16 protein-coding genes are annotated in these 16,444 nt (G+C 55.2%); 5 read left to right on the top strand and 11 right to left on the bottom strand.

Going from position 1 to position 16,444, the window contains the following annotated elements:
• Positions 1–21: 21 nt before the first annotated feature.
• The 4 genes from nrfD to nrfA all read right to left on the bottom strand — a co-directional run bounded on the left by nrfD (position 22) and on the right by nrfA (position 3,745).
• Complete coding sequence (gene nrfD / locus GBC03_06740; protein QFS69919.1) at positions 22–978, bottom strand: cytochrome c nitrite reductase subunit NrfD; 957 nt, start codon at positions 976–978, stop codon at positions 22–24.
• Complete coding sequence (gene nrfC, locus GBC03_06735) at positions 975–1,646, bottom strand: cytochrome c nitrite reductase Fe-S protein (protein ID QFS69918.1); 672 nt, start codon at positions 1,644–1,646, stop codon at positions 975–977. Before nrfC ends, nrfD begins: the two co-directional genes overlap by 4 nt.
• A complete protein-coding gene (nrfB, locus tag GBC03_06730) occupies positions 1,643–2,206 on the bottom strand; it encodes a cytochrome c nitrite reductase pentaheme subunit (protein QFS69917.1) in 564 nt (187 codons plus the stop codon). The genes nrfC and nrfB overlap by 4 nt, the downstream gene beginning before the upstream one ends.
• 102 nt (positions 2,207–2,308) lie before the next feature.
• Positions 2,309–3,745 (bottom strand): ammonia-forming nitrite reductase cytochrome c552 subunit, encoded by a 1,437-nt coding sequence (gene nrfA, locus GBC03_06725; GenBank protein ID QFS69916.1) that lies wholly within the window; start codon positions 3,743–3,745, stop codon positions 2,309–2,311.
• A gap of 432 nt (positions 3,746–4,177) precedes the next feature.
• Here nrfA and acs point away from each other — a divergent pair, with 432 nt between their 5' ends.
• The 4 genes from acs (at position 4,178) to GBC03_06705 (ending at position 9,075) form a co-directional block, all read left to right on the top strand.
• Positions 4,178–6,136 carry an acetate--CoA ligase gene (gene acs, locus GBC03_06720; GenBank protein QFS69915.1) on the top strand — a complete coding sequence of 653 codons (1,959 nt, stop codon included), beginning with the start codon at positions 4,178–4,180 and terminating at the stop codon, positions 6,134–6,136.
• 240 nt (positions 6,137–6,376) lie between these two features.
• Positions 6,377–6,691, top strand: coding sequence for a DUF485 domain-containing protein (locus tag GBC03_06715; GenBank protein QFS69914.1), 315 nt, complete (start codon positions 6,377–6,379; stop codon positions 6,689–6,691).
• Positions 6,688–8,337: a cation/acetate symporter ActP gene (actP, locus tag GBC03_06710; GenBank protein ID QFS69913.1), complete on the top strand. Its 1,650-nt coding sequence runs from the start codon at positions 6,688–6,690 to the stop codon at positions 8,335–8,337. The genes GBC03_06715 and actP overlap by 4 nt, the downstream gene beginning before the upstream one ends.
• Before the next feature lie 195 nt (positions 8,338–8,532).
• The gene (locus GBC03_06705) at positions 8,533–9,075 is read left to right on the top strand and encodes a DUF3828 domain-containing protein (GenBank protein QFS69912.1); all 543 of its coding nucleotides are present in this window, start codon (positions 8,533–8,535) and stop codon (positions 9,073–9,075) included.
• Positions 9,076–9,154: 79 nt separating this feature from the next.
• On the opposite strand, the gene GBC03_06700 is transcribed toward GBC03_06705, so the two are convergent.
• Both GBC03_06700 and GBC03_06695 read right to left on the bottom strand, forming a co-directional pair.
• Positions 9,155–9,844 (bottom strand): LrgB family protein, encoded by a 690-nt coding sequence (locus GBC03_06700; protein ID QFS69911.1) that lies wholly within the window; start codon positions 9,842–9,844, stop codon positions 9,155–9,157.
• Positions 9,837–10,247 (bottom strand): CidA/LrgA family protein, encoded by a 411-nt coding sequence (locus tag GBC03_06695; protein ID QFS69910.1) that lies wholly within the window; start codon positions 10,245–10,247, stop codon positions 9,837–9,839. Before GBC03_06695 ends, GBC03_06700 begins: the two co-directional genes overlap by 8 nt.
• A 103-nt stretch (positions 10,248–10,350) precedes the next feature.
• On the opposite strand from GBC03_06695, the gene GBC03_06690 reads away from it, so the two are divergent.
• Complete coding sequence (locus GBC03_06690; protein ID QFS69909.1) at positions 10,351–11,244, top strand: LysR family transcriptional regulator; 894 nt, start codon at positions 10,351–10,353, stop codon at positions 11,242–11,244.
• 100 nt (positions 11,245–11,344) lie between these two features.
• On the opposite strand, the gene GBC03_06685 is transcribed toward GBC03_06690, so the two are convergent.
• The 5 genes from GBC03_06685 to GBC03_06665 form a co-directional block, all read right to left on the bottom strand.
• Positions 11,345–11,836: a transposase gene (locus GBC03_06685; GenBank protein ID QFS73935.1), complete on the bottom strand. Its 492-nt coding sequence runs from the start codon at positions 11,834–11,836 to the stop codon at positions 11,345–11,347.
• Positions 11,837–11,996: 160 nt separating this feature from the next.
• Positions 11,997–12,203 (bottom strand): hypothetical protein, encoded by a 207-nt coding sequence (locus tag GBC03_06680; protein ID QFS73934.1) that lies wholly within the window; start codon positions 12,201–12,203, stop codon positions 11,997–11,999.
• Between the two features lie 10 nt (positions 12,204–12,213).
• Complete coding sequence (locus tag GBC03_06675) at positions 12,214–13,860, bottom strand: Na+/H+ antiporter (GenBank protein QFS69908.1); 1,647 nt, start codon at positions 13,858–13,860, stop codon at positions 12,214–12,216.
• A 148-nt stretch (positions 13,861–14,008) separates the two neighbouring features.
• Complete coding sequence (locus tag GBC03_06670; GenBank protein QFS69907.1) at positions 14,009–15,358, bottom strand: permease; 1,350 nt, start codon at positions 15,356–15,358, stop codon at positions 14,009–14,011.
• Positions 15,359–15,704: 346 nt separating this feature from the next.
• Complete coding sequence (locus GBC03_06665) at positions 15,705–16,373, bottom strand: glutathione S-transferase (GenBank protein QFS69906.1); 669 nt, start codon at positions 16,371–16,373, stop codon at positions 15,705–15,707.
• Positions 16,374–16,444 lie beyond the last annotated feature (71 nt).

Here is a 16,444-nt window from a genome sequence, read left to right as displayed (position 1 = left end):
ACCTTTCCCTCACAGCCAGGCCTATGCAACCGTGAGCTGTCCAGCATAAAGAATGAAAAAGCGCAGCAACAGTACGCCCGTCAGGCTGGCACCACATACCGCCAGCACACCGTGAAACGTCGAACCACGACTGGCCCAGGGTTTCAGTAGCATCGGAACGATCAGTCCCAGCCCCGCGACGCCGATCCAGAACCACCACGTCCAGAAGCCTCCGCCCAGCGCCGCCGACAGCGCGCGCATTTTGCCGTCATCCCCCAGAGCCAGCCCCACAAAGAAGGCGGCCAGCAGGAAGATCTCTAGCCACACCACCGGGGTTTCCACGCGGTGAATAAAGTGCGCCTCGGTACTGTGCGGGTTACCGCGCTGGCGTAACGCCATCGCGATCAGCGCCACCGCCGCACCGGAAGAGATCCCGGAGAACAGGAACAATACCGGCAGGATCGGGTTATTCAGGAACGGATAGGATTTCAGTACCGAAAGCAGGAAACCGGTATAAGCCCCCAGCAGCACGGCCAGCACCAGCATCAGCGTTTCGAGTCCACGGTTGAACGGCGTTAACAGCGTCAGCCCCTTCTGCACCACCTCCAGACGGGGGAACCAACGCTGTTGCAGGGCAATGACCTCTTTTTGAAAGATGATGGCCAGCCACACAATCAGCACGACCATATACAACTGGAACAGCAGAACCCCCATCGACATCACCGACGTAAAGCTGTAGTGGAACATCAGCTTCCAGAAGGTCCAGGGACGCGTCAGGTGGAAGATCAGAATCAGCAGACCGAGAATAATCGCCCCTGGCCCCACCACCAGCGTGGTGCGCAGCAGTGTACTGTCCGCTCCGCCCGCCTCCGGATGGTAACGGCGCAGCAGGATCGACAGCGTCACCAGTCCGGCAGAGATACCGATCAGAAACAGATAGATGGCGATAGGCCAGTCCCACACCAGCGATTCAAAGTGGAAAGCAGATGCGTTTGTCATTGGCTCACCTCCCCATATTTAAAGGGAACGCGGTAGACCTTCGGTTTGGTACCCAGCGCCAGCTTGTAGCGATACGTGGTTTTCTGTCGCAGCAGTCGGGAAATATCGCTGTCAGGATCGTCCAGATTGCCAAACGTCAGCGCCTTCGTCGGGCACGACTCGACGCAGGCCGGCAATTTGCCCGCTTTCAGGTTGGTTTTGCGGCAGAAATCGCATTTATCCACCGTTTTCGTGACCGGATGGATAAAGCGCACGCGGTACGGACACGCGGCGATGCAGTACTGGCAGCCGACGCAGAGATCCGGGTTCACGTCCACGATGCCATTCGCGGCATCGCGATACGATGCCCCGGTCGGGCAGACGTCAACACACGGCGCATGATCGCAGTGCTGGCACGAATGACGGAAGAAGCGGTACTTCACATCCGGAAACGTGCCCAGCGGTTCGCTGCGAATGATGGTGAGTCGCGACACCCCTTCCGGTACGTTGTTGACTTCCCGACAGGCATCCATACAGGCGGTACAGCCGATGCATAATGATTCATCATGCACCATGCCGTATCGCACGCCGTTAATATTCAACGTTTTCGCCACCACGCGTCCTGCAGTACCGCTGACGGCCACCAGCGCGCCGACGCCGGTGATGAACTGGCGACGAGAGCAACTCATGGATGCTCCTTAAGCAAAGGAACAGACGCCGGATTAAAGTTCGGATTGTTACGCTGATCGCTATGGCAATCGACGCAAATCTTAACCCGTCCTTTATCGCTTAACGTCTGCATCGTGTCTTGCTTCGGATGCAGTGAGTGACAACTGGCGCAGGCCACTTTAGTCACGTGGACATCGTGCGGCCAGAACGCTTTTTGCAACTGCTCAGGCAAGTGACAGGACAGACAAACGCTGTTCTGCTGCTCCACGTTGTACATCGGCTCGTTGAAGCGCATCACATCCTTCGCCCCTTCACGGTGCTGAGGCGATGGCTTGCCATGACAATTGGTACAGGTGACCGGCAGTTTGTTGTTCGGATTGGTCACGGATGCATGCTTACCATGCATCCCTTCGGTATCCGGCTTGTGACAGTCCAGACACGCGGCATCCGGGCTACGCTGTTGGGTGACCGTCCAGCGTTCAGACTCCTGCGGCGTTGGCGTGGCGGTTATCCCACTCAGGCTCCATAACAGACCTGACGCCAGCACCCCAGCAGTTAATAACGAACGGAATACGCTCATATTCACTCCGTTGCATAATGCCTGATGGCGCTACGCTTATCAGGCCTACAAGACTTCCGTAGGCCGGATAAAGCGCTGGCGCTGTCATCCGGCAAATTGAGGTTATTGGCTTAACAAACCGTTTTTACGCGCCTGTTCTTCCCACTGCGGAATCACCGTTTTGATAAAGTCCTGCTTATCGGCGTTAATCTGCTGCATGTTCAGACCAATGGCCGCCTGGGCTTTCTCTTTGGTGGAGATATCTGGTATCGCGATTTCATGGGTGATGCCTTTGGTTGCCAGCAGACGCGCCAGTTTCGTCCGGGCATCGGCGGCTTTGTCCATCGCGATGCCTAACATCCGCAGACCTTCTTCCGGAGCGTGCATATGGATTCCGTGAGAAGCAATGGCCAGATCCCAGCGCCACTGCGCGTGACGGATATCACTCAGAATCGGTTTCATTTCCGCTTCCGTTGCGCCCGCATCCCAGGCCGCTTTCGCTTCGAAGTGAGCACGCACCAGTTGATCTTCAACCTTGATTTTCAGCCCATTGATCGCCTTCTTACGCTCAGCAACGACATTTTGCAGGGCGGCTTTGTCCTGGGTATGGCAGTTCGCGCAGGTCTGTGGGAAGTTGTCGAACGGGTTACCAATCTTATGATCGGTATAGAGTTTGCCATCGGCGTTCTGCACTTTCGGCATGTGACAGTCGATACAGGTCACATTGTTTTTGCCGTGAATGCCCACGCTCCAGGTTTCATATTCCGGATGCTGCGCTTTCAGCATCGGGGTTTTTGACAGCGAGTTGGTCCAGTCAGCGAAGGTAATGGCGTCATAATATTTCTCCATGTCTTCGACCTTCATGCCGTCATCCCACGGGAACTTAACGGCTTTGTTTTTGCCGTCAAAGTGGTATTCCACATGACACTGCGCGCACACCATCGACTGTTGGTCGAAACGACCGGCTTTATCGAACGGCTTGCCGATGGTCTCCATCGCGCGTTCAGCGTACGGACGAGACAACGTCAGCTCAGGTTTGCCTTTCGCGAAGTCAGGTGACGCCGTGTTGTGGCAATCGCCGCAGCCCAGGTTGTTAACGACTTCCGGACCGCCGCGCGCCCACATACCGTGGAAGTAGCCGTCTTCACCGTCTTTCTGGATAAGACGCGCCACGTCCGGGCTTTTGCAGCTCCAGCAGGCCATCGGTAATGGACCGTCTTCAGCCGTCTTTGGTGCGCCGGTACGTAACGTTTCGCGTACATCGGTCACCGCATAGGCGTGCCCACGCGGTTTGTTGTAATCCCGGGAGAACGGATATCCCGCCCACAAGATCACCAGACGGGGATCTTCCGCTAATGCGTCTTCACGTTTTGATTGCTCTGAGGTGGCTTTCCATGAAAGGTATTGATCGGGGTGCTGAGGGGCGAAGACTTCATTCTTCGCTTCAACGGTAACAGTCTTTGCGGGTTCGGGCGTTTGCTCAGCATAAACCGCAGAAATGAAAAACAGCGGTACGACCAGGCTGAAGAAACGGCGTGCGCGTAGTGTAATCCTTGCCATAGAGGTCTCATCCAGATTGCGCCATTGTGTTCAATGACGGTTCTTTTTTTATTCTATCCATGACGATAACCACACACACCGCCATGACATTGCCCTAATCTAGATGTAACAAAAAACCACACACAAAATGTTGTCTTTAATCAATTGTAAGTGTATGTAAAATACCACTTTAGAGTTAGTCAAGCCGTTTTCTCTCTACTCCTTTCCCCTTTTTCGACCCCGATCGCCTTTCTGGAAAAATTAACATAACCCTCTGTAACGGAAAGATTTTGGCAACTTTTGTTGGTTTCCTTCAAAAAACGTATTGCCGCTAATTTGCACAATTCCCGTATTGCGTGATCTGTCGCGCAAAACCTAAACAAAACTGTCAAAGCCCCTACATTTAACGTTTGTGAGACATATTATTAACATCCTACAAGGAGAACAAAAGCCATGAGCCAAATTCACAAACACGCTATTCCCGCAAACATTGCGGATCGTTGCCTGATAAATCCGGAGCAGTACGAAGCGAAGTACCAACAATCTATTAACGAACCAGATACCTTCTGGGGCGAGCAGGGAAAAATTCTCGACTGGATCAAGCCGTACCAGAAAGTGAAGAACACCTCTTTCGCGCCGGGCAATGTGTCCATTAAATGGTACGAAGACGGTACGCTGAACCTGGCGGCAAACTGTCTCGACCGTCACCTGCAGGAAAATGGCGATCGTACCGCCATCCTCTGGGAAGGCGATGACGCCTCGCAGAGCAAACAGATTAGCTATCGCGAACTGCATCGTGATGTCTGTCGTTTCGCCAACACGCTGCAGGATCTGGGCATTAAAAAAGGCGATGTGGTTGCTATCTATATGCCGATGGTGCCAGAGGCCGCTGTCGCGATGCTGGCCTGCGCCCGCATTGGTGCCGTACATTCAGTAATCTTCGGTGGCTTCTCACCGGAAGCCGTTGCCGGGCGCATCATTGATTCCAGTTCGAAGCTGGTGATCACCGCCGACGAAGGCGTACGTGCCGGTCGCAGCATTCCGCTGAAGAAAAATGTCGACGATGCGCTGAAAAACCCGAACGTAAAAACCATCGAACATGTGGTTGTCCTCAAGCGCACCGGCGGCAACATTGAGTGGCAGGAAGGTCGCGACCTGTGGTGGAGCGACCTGATTGATAAGGCCAGCGCCGAGCATCAGCCTGCGGAAATGAATGCCGAAGATCCGTTGTTCATCCTCTATACCTCTGGCTCCACCGGTAAACCGAAGGGCGTGCTGCACACCACCGGCGGCTATCTGGTGTATGCCGCAACCACCTTTAAGTATGTATTTGACTACCATCCGGGCGATATCTACTGGTGTACCGCCGACGTGGGTTGGGTCACCGGACACAGCTACCTGCTGTATGGCCCACTGGCCTGCGGCGCCACCACGCTGATGTTTGAAGGGGTGCCAAACTGGCCAACTCCGGCGCGTATGAGCCAGGTGGTGGATAAGCATAAGGTTAACATTCTCTATACCGCGCCGACGGCGATCCGCGCCCTGATGGCGGAAGGCGATAAGGCGATTGAGGGCACTGACCGCTCATCGCTGCGCATTCTGGGTTCGGTTGGCGAGCCCATCAACCCGGAAGCATGGGAGTGGTACTGGAAGAAGATCGGTAATGAAAAATGCCCGGTGGTGGATACCTGGTGGCAGACCGAAACCGGTGGCTTCATGATCACCCCGCTGCCCGGCGCGACCGAACTGAAAGCCGGTTCTGCCACGCGTCCGTTCTTCGGCGTGCAACCGGCGCTGGTGGATAACGAAGGTCATCCGCAAGAAGGGGCCGCCGAAGGCAACCTGGTGATCACCGACTCCTGGCCGGGACAGGCGCGTACGCTGTTTGGCGATCACGAACGCTTTGAGCAAACCTACTTCTCAACCTTTAAAAACATGTACTTCAGCGGCGATGGCGCTCGTCGTGACGAAGACGGTTACTACTGGATCACCGGTCGCGTTGATGACGTACTGAACGTCTCCGGTCACCGTCTTGGCACGGCGGAAATTGAATCCGCGCTGGTCGCACATCCGAAGATCGCCGAAGCGGCGGTGGTCGGCATCCCGCACAACATCAAGGGACAGGCGATTTATGCCTATGTGACGCTGAATCACGGCGAAGAACCGTCCCCTGAGCTGTACGCCGAAGTGCGCAACTGGGTACGTAAAGAGATTGGCCCGCTGGCGACGCCAGACGTGCTGCACTGGACCGACTCACTGCCGAAAACCCGCTCCGGCAAAATCATGCGCCGCATATTGCGCAAGATCGCGGCGGGCGATACCAGCAATCTGGGCGATACCTCGACCCTCGCCGATCCTGGCGTGGTAGAGAAACTGCTCGAAGAGAAGCAGGCCATCGCGATGCCATCATAACCACCACCGTGAAATGCCCGATGGCGCAAAAGCTTATCGGGCCTACAGGTTCAGCAACCTTTGTAGGCCCGATAAGGCGTTAGCCGCCATCGGCAAAATAAACAATACCCCCTACCCTTTCTCTACATGAGAGAGGGAAATGATAAAACCTCCCCAAAGGATTTCGCGTTGCAGGACTACGACAGCAGTCAGGTCTTGCCTGCGGCGTGAAAGACGAAGGGAACCTCTGGAGACTCTGTGATGAATGACACCATTTATCAGCGGATAGAAGACAATGCGCGTTTCAGGGAGTTAGTTGAAAAAAGGCAACGGTTTGCCACGATACTGTCGATCATCATGCTGGTGGTCTATATCAGCTTTATTCTACTGATTGCCTTTGCGCCTGGCTGGCTGGGAACCCCGCTTCACGAGGGAACCAGCGTCACCCGGGGTATTCCGATTGGCGTGGGGGTGATTCTGATCTCCTTCGTTCTGACCGGCATCTATATCTGGCGGGCGAACGGCGAATTCGACCGTCTGAACAATGCAGTACTGCGCGAGGTTAACGCATCATGAAGAGAGTCCTGACGGCGCTTGCCGCCACACTACCCTTCGCGGCCAACGCGGCGGATGCCATTAGCGGTGCGGTACAACGCCAGCCGACCAACTGGCAGGCGATTATCATGTTCCTGATTTTCGTCGTATTTACACTGGGTATTACGTATTGGGCTTCTAAACGCGTACGTTCGCGTAGCGATTACTATACGGCGGGCGGGAATATCACCGGCTTCCAGAACGGACTGGCGATTGCCGGCGATTACATGTCGGCAGCGTCGTTCCTCGGGATCTCGGCACTGGTGTTTACTTCCGGCTATGACGGGTTGATCTACTCGCTGGGCTTCCTCGTGGGCTGGCCGATCATTCTGTTTCTGATCGCCGAACGTCTGCGTAACCTCGGTCGCTATACCTTTGCCGATGTGGCCTCCTATCGCCTGAAGCAAGGCCCGATCCGTATTCTGTCGGCCTGTGGTTCGCTGGTGGTCGTTGCCCTTTATCTGATTGCCCAGATGGTCGGCGCGGGCAAACTGATTGAACTGCTGTTCGGTCTGAACTACCACATCGCGGTGGTGCTGGTCGGCGTGCTGATGATGATGTACGTGCTGTTCGGCGGCATGCTGGCAACCACGTGGGTGCAGATCATCAAAGCCGTGCTGCTGCTGTTCGGCGCCAGCTTTATGGCCTTTATGGTGATGAAGCACGTGGGCTTTAGCTTCAATAACCTGTTCACCGAAGCGATGGCGGTGCACCCGAAAGGTTCTGCGATTATGAGTCCGGGCGGGCTGGTGAAAGACCCGATCTCTGCGCTCTCACTGGGGCTCGGCCTGATGTTTGGTACGGCGGGTTTGCCACACATCCTGATGCGTTTCTTCACGGTCAGCGATGCCCGCGAAGCGCGTAAGAGCGTGTTCTATGCCACCGGCTTTATGGGTTACTTCTACATCCTGACCTTCATCATCGGTTTTGGCGCCATTATGCTGGTCGGTGCGAATCCGGCGTATAAAGATGCGGCGGGCGCGCTGATTGGCGGGAACAACATGGCGGCGGTACACCTGGCGAATGCGGTGGGCGGCAACCTGTTCCTCGGCTTTATTTCAGCGGTGGCGTTCGCCACTATTCTGGCGGTCGTCGCCGGTCTGACGCTGGCGGGCGCCTCTGCGGTCTCTCACGATCTGTACGCGAACGTGTTCCGCAAAGGTGCGACCGAACGTGACGAGTTGCGGGTGTCGAAAATCACCGTGCTGGTGCTGGGCGTCATCGCCATTATTCTTGGCGTGCTGTTCGAGAATCAGAACATCGCTTTCATGGTAGGTCTGGCGTTTGCTATCGCCGCGAGCTGTAACTTCCCGATCATCCTGCTTTCCATGTACTGGTCGAAACTGACCACGCGTGGCGCAATGCTGGGCGGCTGGTTAGGCCTGTTGACTGCCGTGGTGTTGATGGTGCTTGGCCCTACCATTTGGGTACAAATCCTCGGCCACGAAAAGGCTATCTTCCCGTATGAATACCCGGCGCTGTTCTCCATTACCGTGGCATTCCTTGGGATCTGGTTCTTCTCTGCCACCGATAACTCGGCAGAAGGGAATCGCGAACGCGAGCAGTTCCGTGCTCAGTTCATCCGTTCCCAGACGGGCTTCGGGGTCGAGCAAGGCCGCGCCCACTAATCAACATTATCCCCTTCATATCTGGAGGGGATATTTCAATGGCTGACCCGGCGTTAATCACCCTTCTTAAATTCATCCACATTCCCTCTGCGTTAACACCTTCCATACTTTTCATCTATGGCATTTTATGCAAAAAATTCATTTTAAATCAGTGGATTATTTGTGGTTTTCACCGAACTAAAAACGGAAATCAGTATGGAATGGAATATCAATACAGCGGTCGATCATGCCACAATGCGCACACTATTACTGATATCACTCCTGCTGATGAGTTGCATCACTCATGCACAGACACCTGAAGCAACCGTCAGAGATTTCTATCATTTTTACCTGACAGATTTTGTCTCTGATAATCAAGAAAATCCGTTGAATTCCGCCAAAATGCAGCAATACGTCGCGAAAGAGACGCTGACCAGGCTTAAAGCCATTCAGGATATCAAGGAACAAGAGATCGTAGACGCGGACTATTTCACCTACTGCCAGGATTATGCTGCCGAATGGATATCCGCTCTCGACGTCGGAACGGCCAGGGATGATGCGGGAGGTAAAGTGCTGGATGTCTGGTTGGGTATTGAGGATGGTAAAAAACGCAAACTTCGCGACTATTTGCGCCAGGAAGACGGCAACTGGAAAATCTACCGGGTGGTAGATGTTTCCAACGGGTTTGAGCAAAACATCTTTGACGATAACGCGATTAGCGCGGCCAGAGCACAGGCCGCCACATTGTCCCAACATTAGCGATTCATGATCATGAATTGTACGGGAAGAAAAAGTGGAGACTGACTCTCTGTCGGGTAGCGCTTCGCTACCCGATTTATCAGAACATCAGCTTCGCTACCAGCGGCGCAACCAGTACCATCACCACACCGGAAAGCATCATCACCAGACTGGCGACCACGCCCTCCTGCTGGCCAAGCTCATACGAGCGCGCCGTCCCTGCCCCGTGCGAAGCCGCGCCAAATCCCGCACCTTTCGCCATCCCTTCACGAATCGACAGACGCAAAAACAGCGCATCGCCGACCGCCATGCCAAATACGCCGGTCACCACCACGAACAGCGCCACTAAATCTGGCTGCCCACCCAGCGGTTCAGCCGCCGCCAGGGCAAACGGCGTGGTCACCGAACGCACCGCCAGGCTGCGTTGAATTTCGTCCGGCAGGGTAAATAAACGTGCCAGCCAGACTGAACTGGTCACCGCGACCACCGTTGCCGTTACCACGCCTGCGGTAAGCGACATCCAGTGACGTTTGATAATGGCAAAATTGTCGTAAACCGGCACAGCAAAGGCGATCGTTGCCGGACCAAGCAGCCACAGCAACCAGTGTGATTCACCGATGTAGCTTTGCCAGGAGATATGACCAAATACCAGCATCAGCACCAGCAGCGCGGGCGTGAGTACCAGCGGCATCAGCGGCAGCTTACGAAAACGACGGTACAGGCGTTTATTGGCGAAATAGATAATCAACGTGATCGCCAGACAAAGCACGCTGAGCTGGAGATTAGTCACGGTTTACCCTGCTTATTTCATAACGATAGACTTTATCCACTACCCACGCCGTTGCACCAAGCACCATTAGCGTGCTGATCGCAATGACCGAAAAAATCCGCCAGCCGTCCACCAGTAGCTGATGGGCATAGTTCACTACCGCCACCACCGCCGGAACAAAGAACAGCAGCATCTCCGCCAGCAGCCAGCGCGCCCCGGCGCGAACCCAGCGCAATGGAAGGATGCGACAAACAATCAGCGCCAGCATCAGCATCATCCCCACCAGATTGGCCGGTAGCGGCAGATGCAGCCAGGAAACCAGATATTGCGCAACGATAAACAAACCTGCATACAGCAGTACCTGAACCGGAACCTGGAGTCGTTGCATAACGGCAGGCGTAACGCGGCTTATCGCCACAGCCATGAGGGAACATCCTGAAAAATAATACGGAACGCCAGTATAGAGAGACCCCGTCGATGACTGAAATGAATTAAAATCATTACAGGCATAGTCGGAAGGAATACTCATGGATATCAGAACGCTGCGTTATTTTGTTGAAGTGGTACGCCAACAGAGCTTCACCCGCGCAGCGGAGAAGCTCTTTGTCACCCAACCGACCATCAGTAAGATGCTGAAAAACCTGGAAGATGAGCTGAGCTGTACGCTGCTGATCCGCGATGGTCGCAAACTGTTGCTCACCGACACCGGTCGCGTCGTGTTCGAACGCGGGCTGGCGATTCTGGCCGAGTTTCGCCAACTGGAAGCCGAACTGGGCGACATCAACCACCTTAATAAAGGACTGCTGCGTCTCGGCATCCCGCCGATGGTTGGCATGCTGATGGCCGGACCGATCGGCTTGTTTCGCCAGCGCTACCCCGGCGTGGAGCTTAAGGTTTCTGAGTTTGGCGGCCTGACGGTGCAGCAGGCGGTGATGAACGGGGAACTGGATGTCGCGATGACCGCGCTCCCCGTGGAGGAAGGGAGCGGTCTGGCGACGTTACCGGTATTCAGCCATCCTCTTTGCGTACTGGTGCCGCGCTCCGGTCAGTGGACCACCTGCCAGTCCGTGTCGCCGGAAGCGCTGGCCGAGCATCCACTGCTGATCTACAACGAGGATTTCGCCCTGAGCCGCCAACTGATGCAACTGTTTAGTGAGCATGAGGTGAAGCCGCGTATCGCGGTGCGCAGCGGTCAGTGGGACTTTCTTGCGGCAATGGTGCAGGCAGGCGTGGGGATCGCCATTTTGCCGGAGCCTATTTGCGAACGGCTGGATAAGAATACGCTGCGCTGGATCCCGCTGGAAAGTGAGTTACGCTGGCAGCTAGGGATGATTTGGCGCGAAGGGGTGTATCTCTCACACAGCGCCAAAGCCTGGCTGTCCTGTTGTGAAGGGTTTTGGTTAACCTCGGCTGACCGATAAACATCGTACCGCCGGATGACGGCTAACGCCTTATCCGGCCTACAACATGCACGAACCGTAGGCCTGATAAGCGCAGCGCCATCAGGCATCAGGCTAACGCCTACACTCGTTCACCCGCCTGTAACGATGCCATGCTACTTGCCCACTTCTGAGGGTATAAACCTCGCTTCACATCGCGGTGAAACGTAGAGTACGGCCAATTTTTTACCTGCGTTACCCAACCATGTTTAACGGGATTGATATAAATATAATCAACATGTCTTTGGTAATCATGCTGGTCCCGTATAGTGTGTTCCCAGAAACGGGGCTGCCAGACCTGCCGTAACGCCAGCGACTTTGAAAAAGTCTTTTTAATAGCCCGCCAACGTGCTGAAAAATCATACTCGTTTTCAGGCAACGTCCAGATACAGTGCATATGCTTGGGCAGAACGACCCAGGCATCGATTTGAAAAGGTTTGTTTCTTTTAACCATCCAAATGGCATTTCTCAGCGCTGCGATCTGTTTTATTAAAAGATGACTTCTGCGATTACGCAGGTTAACGGTAAAAAACCACGTTCCACCGTTGATGTAGTTGCGCCGATAATCAGACATATTTCCTCCTTTTTCGCAAAAATAGGCGGGGACGAGGGAGGTGGCAAGCGTGACTGACTTATTCAGGAATACAACTCGCAAACTAAATTGCCGGATGACGGCTGGCGCCTTATCCGGCCTGCAACATGCACGAACCGTAGGCCTGATAAGCGCAGCGCCATCAGGCAACACGACAAATATGTGCAGACAGACCAACGCCGGATGACGGCTGGCGCCTTATCCGGCCTACAACATGCACGAACCGTAGGCCTGATAAGCGCAGCGCCATCAGGCAACACGACAAATATCGCCGGATGACGGCTAACGCCTTATCCGGCCTGCAACATGCACGAACCGTAGGCCTGATAAGCGCAGCGCCATCAGGCAACACGACGGTTTTACTGATTTTCGATCAGCAACGCTTCCAGCAGGTCGAGATCGTGCAGTAATTTTTGCAGGGTTTCATTGCTGATTTCGCGGGTGGCGCGCAGATGATACAACTCCGCCCGCTCTGATCGCAGCGCCGCGAGGCGGAAGCGGCGTTCCAGGTTCTCTTCCTGGAGCGAACTCTCGACATCGTTACGCCCGTCAGCACGACGACGCAGGTTACCGATGACGCGGGAGCTCACTTCGGTCAGGAGCTGATTATCGATATTCTCCTCAGTATCCGCCGCCAGACGCTCTTCCATTTTCTGGATAGCGACAATCGCCACTTCCGCCGTCGCCGCACGAGCAATCCGTTCCTCTTTCAACTGCTGAGAATGATCGGCCACTTCCAGATGTTGCAGCAGAATCGGCAGCATCACTACGCCGACAAACAGCGAGAACAGAATCACCCCAGCGGCGAGGAAGACCAGTTCGTAGCGCGCCGGGAAGACGTTGCCATCCGGCAGCAGCAGCGGGATAGACAGGACACCCGCCAGGGTGATGGCCCCGCGAACCCCCGCAAAGGAGGCAATCAGCAACTCACGCGTGGACCAGGAGCCAAACTCCATCGGCTTCTTGTGCAGAAAACGCACGCTGAATTTTTTCATCGTCCACAGCCAGCCGAAACGCACCAGCATCAGCGCCGCATAAATCAGCACGATGTCGGTAAACAGCATCCAGGTTTCAACGTTCGGGTCGGCTTCTGCCGCCACCAGAGAGGACTCCAGAATGCCCGGCAACTGCAGGCCCAACAGCAGGAACACCATGCCGTTAAAAACAAACTCCAGCATTGCCCAGGTGCTGTTGGCGCGCAGACGCATCGCCAGCGGCGCACGGCGCATCACGCCCGCACGGGTGATGGTCATCCCCGCCGCGACGGCGGCCAGGATGCCCGACACGCCGATATGTTCGGCAATCAAATAAGAAGCAAACGGCAGCAGGAACAGCAGGACGATCTGCGTGGCGGGTTCGTCACCGCCCCAGCGGCTGAGGAACCCGAGCGAGCGACCGTACAGCCAGCTCACCACAAACCCTGCCAGGATACCGCCGATCGCGACTTTGAAGAATTCCACGGTCGCACCGCCGATGGTAAAAATCATCGTCCCCATCGCCACGGCAACGGCAAATTTCAACGCGACCAGGCCGGAGGCGTCGTTCATCAGCGCCTCGCCCTGCAGAATGCCCATGATTTTCTTCGGTATACGGCCTTCGCCGACAATACCGGAAAGGGCCACCGCATCGGTGGGTGACAGCACGGCGGCCAGCGCAAAGGCGGGTATCAGCGGAATACCCGGCACCACCCAGTAAATCAGGAACCCTATCCCGACCACCGTGACGACGACCAGCGCCAGCGCGAGGCCAAATATCTCTCGCCCATGTTCAAGAAATTCTCGCGTTGGCGTCTTCCAGCCATCGGCAAACAGCAGCGGCGGGATAAACAGAACCAGAAACAGTTCGGGGTCAAACTCGACGTGCAGACCAAACGTGGGCCACGCCAACAGCGCGCCGATCGCAATCTGCATGAGGGGTAAGGGGAGCTGGAAGGGCAATACGCGCGTAAATACCCCGGACAGAGAGACCACAAGGGTCATGATGAGTATTGTGAAGAAGATTTCCATGCGTTCCCTGTTTGCGATGTTTCTTATGTGTTTGAGAGGCGTCGTGCCTTGATTTTACCTTTTTCAGAGTATCGCAAAAGACAACAAGTGTGTGCTGAAAATAAAAATGGGCGGCAAAAGCCACCCATTTTCGGAGTACATTTCGTAATCAGATGGCCCAGCCGCCGGCATAGAACGCCACCAGCGCCACGGCAATCACCACGGTGCCGATGTTCAGCTTGCGCCACTCACCCGAAACCACACGGCCAATCACCAGCGTGGCAAAACCAATCATAATACCGGTCACGATGTTACAGGTCAGTACGATGAATACGGCTGTCACCAGACCCGCCATTGCATCAACAAAGTCAGCAAAATCGATTTTCGCCACGTTGCTCAACATCAGCAGACCGACGTACATCAGCGCAGGCGCCGTTGCATACACCGGAACGAGATAAGAGAGCGGAGAGAGGAACAGGATCAGCAGGAACAGTACGCCAACGGTGATGGCGGTCAGACCGGTTTTACCGCCCGCTGCCGTACCAGCCGCTGACTCGATATAGACCGCTGCCGGCGCCGCGCCCACCAGACCGGAGAACACGCTGCTCAGGGAGTCGGTGGTCAGCGCTTTACCGCCGTCGATGATCTGTCCGTCTTTATCCAACAGATTCGCCTGACCCGCCACGGCGCGGATGGTGCCAGTGGCATCAAACACGGCGGTCATCACCAGCGCCAGGACGCTTGGCAGTACAACCGGGTTCAGCGCGCCCATGATATCCAGGCTGCCAATCAGCGATTTGCCGTTTTCATCGCTCAGCGACGGCATGGCGAAAATGCCGGAGAATTTCACGGCCGGATCGAAAAGCAGGCCGACGATAGAAATGCCGATAATCGTCAGCAGAATCCCCCCCGGCACTTTCAGTTTCTCCAGACCGATAATCACCGCCAGACCAACCAGCGACATAATCACCGGGAAGGTCGCGAAATGACCGAGGGCTACCGGCAGACCGTCCAGCGGGTTCTTGATGACCAGACCTACGCCGTTCGCCGCGATCAGCAGTAAAAACAGGCCGATACCGATGCCGGTGCCGTGCGCGATGCCCTGCGGTAAATTGCGCAGGATCCAGCTACGGATCCCGGTCGCGGAGATAATGGTAAACAGCACACCCATCAGGAATACCGCGCCCAACGCGACCGGAACGCTAATCTGCTGGCCCAGTACCAGGCTGAACGCCGTGAAAGCGGTCAACGAGATGGCGCAACCAATCGCCAGAGGCAGGTTTGCCCACAGCCCCATGACGATAGAACCCAAACCAGCCACCAGACAGGTCGCAACGAACACCGCTGCGGGCGGAAATCCGGCTTTGCCCAGCATGCCAGGCACGACGATAACGGAGTACACCATCGCCAGAAACGTTGTTAAACCTGCCACCACTTCCTGACGGACAGTGCTTCCACGTTGTGAAATTTTAAACCAGGCGTCAAGCGAACCGCCGGTACGCGCTGAAGGCGTAGACATAGAAAACATCCCCTGAGAGTTTATTATTCGTTCTTATGCGTGGTGGACAATCCACTGCCAGCGCAACGTCAACTCCCTGTGCTCTGATCGCGACAAAAGGGGTGTCGCAAAAAGCAAACGTTTAGCTCCGCGCATAAAAAAACGGGTAGTAAAAAAAAGCAAACGATTATCCAGCGATCATACGGGGATTTTCAACTGAACTTTGCCGCTTTTTACTCATTTCTTGCGCTAACGCTGAAGAAATCATCAACTGATGCGCAAACGTTATCGTCAATGCGCAATCCGGCAACATCATTTTCCCGGCCATATTGCAGATGCACAGCTGAAGACAGCTAAAAACCCGCCATCAGCCGCCGGGAATTTCAAAAGGTCCCCCCTGCTGGATGGCACGTTGCCAGGCGGGACGCATCTCCACACGTTTTTTCCACTCGCGGATATGGGGAAGATCGGCAATACCACCCCGCGCCAGCAGTGCAAACAGGGGGAAACTCATCTGAATATCCGCCATGCTGAGATGCTCCCCGGCAAACCATGGCCGCTCAGCAAGATGCGCGTCAATAAAGCGCGCATGGGTTTCCAGTTGCGGATTGAGATACGCTTTTTGCACGCCCTGCCCCAGCGCGCCGCCCAGCGTGCGCAAACCAAAGGGCATCGGCGGTTTACCCAGACTGACGAAGACCAGCTTCATTAACAGCAACGGCATCAGTGAACCCTCGGCGTAGTGCAACCAGAAGCGATACTGGCGCTTTGGCTCCGCTTCATTCGGTTTAAATCGCCCTTCGCTGTCGTAGGTGTCCTGCAAATAGTCGAGAATGGCCCCTGATTCCGCGAGGATTGCACCGTTATCTTCAACTACCGGGGATTTACCCAGCGGATGGATTTTCTTCAGGGCAGGCGGGGCGAGCATACTCTTTTCACGCTGATAGCGAACAATCTGGTAAGGCAGCGACAACTCCTCCAGCGCCCAGAGAATGCGCTGTGAGCGGGACTGGTTTAAATGATGCACCGTCAGCATGATGTTCTCCCGTTATTTCCTCTTACTCACTCTAGTAAATTATGGGAGATGACGAAAAAAATTCGCCTAAA

Source organism: Citrobacter telavivensis (assembly GCA_009363175.1).
GTDB classification, from domain to species: Bacteria; Pseudomonadota; Gammaproteobacteria; order Enterobacterales; family Enterobacteriaceae; genus Citrobacter_A; species Citrobacter_A telavivensis.
Note: the sequence above shows the minus strand (reverse complement) of the source record. Positions and strands in the feature narration are given on the sequence as shown.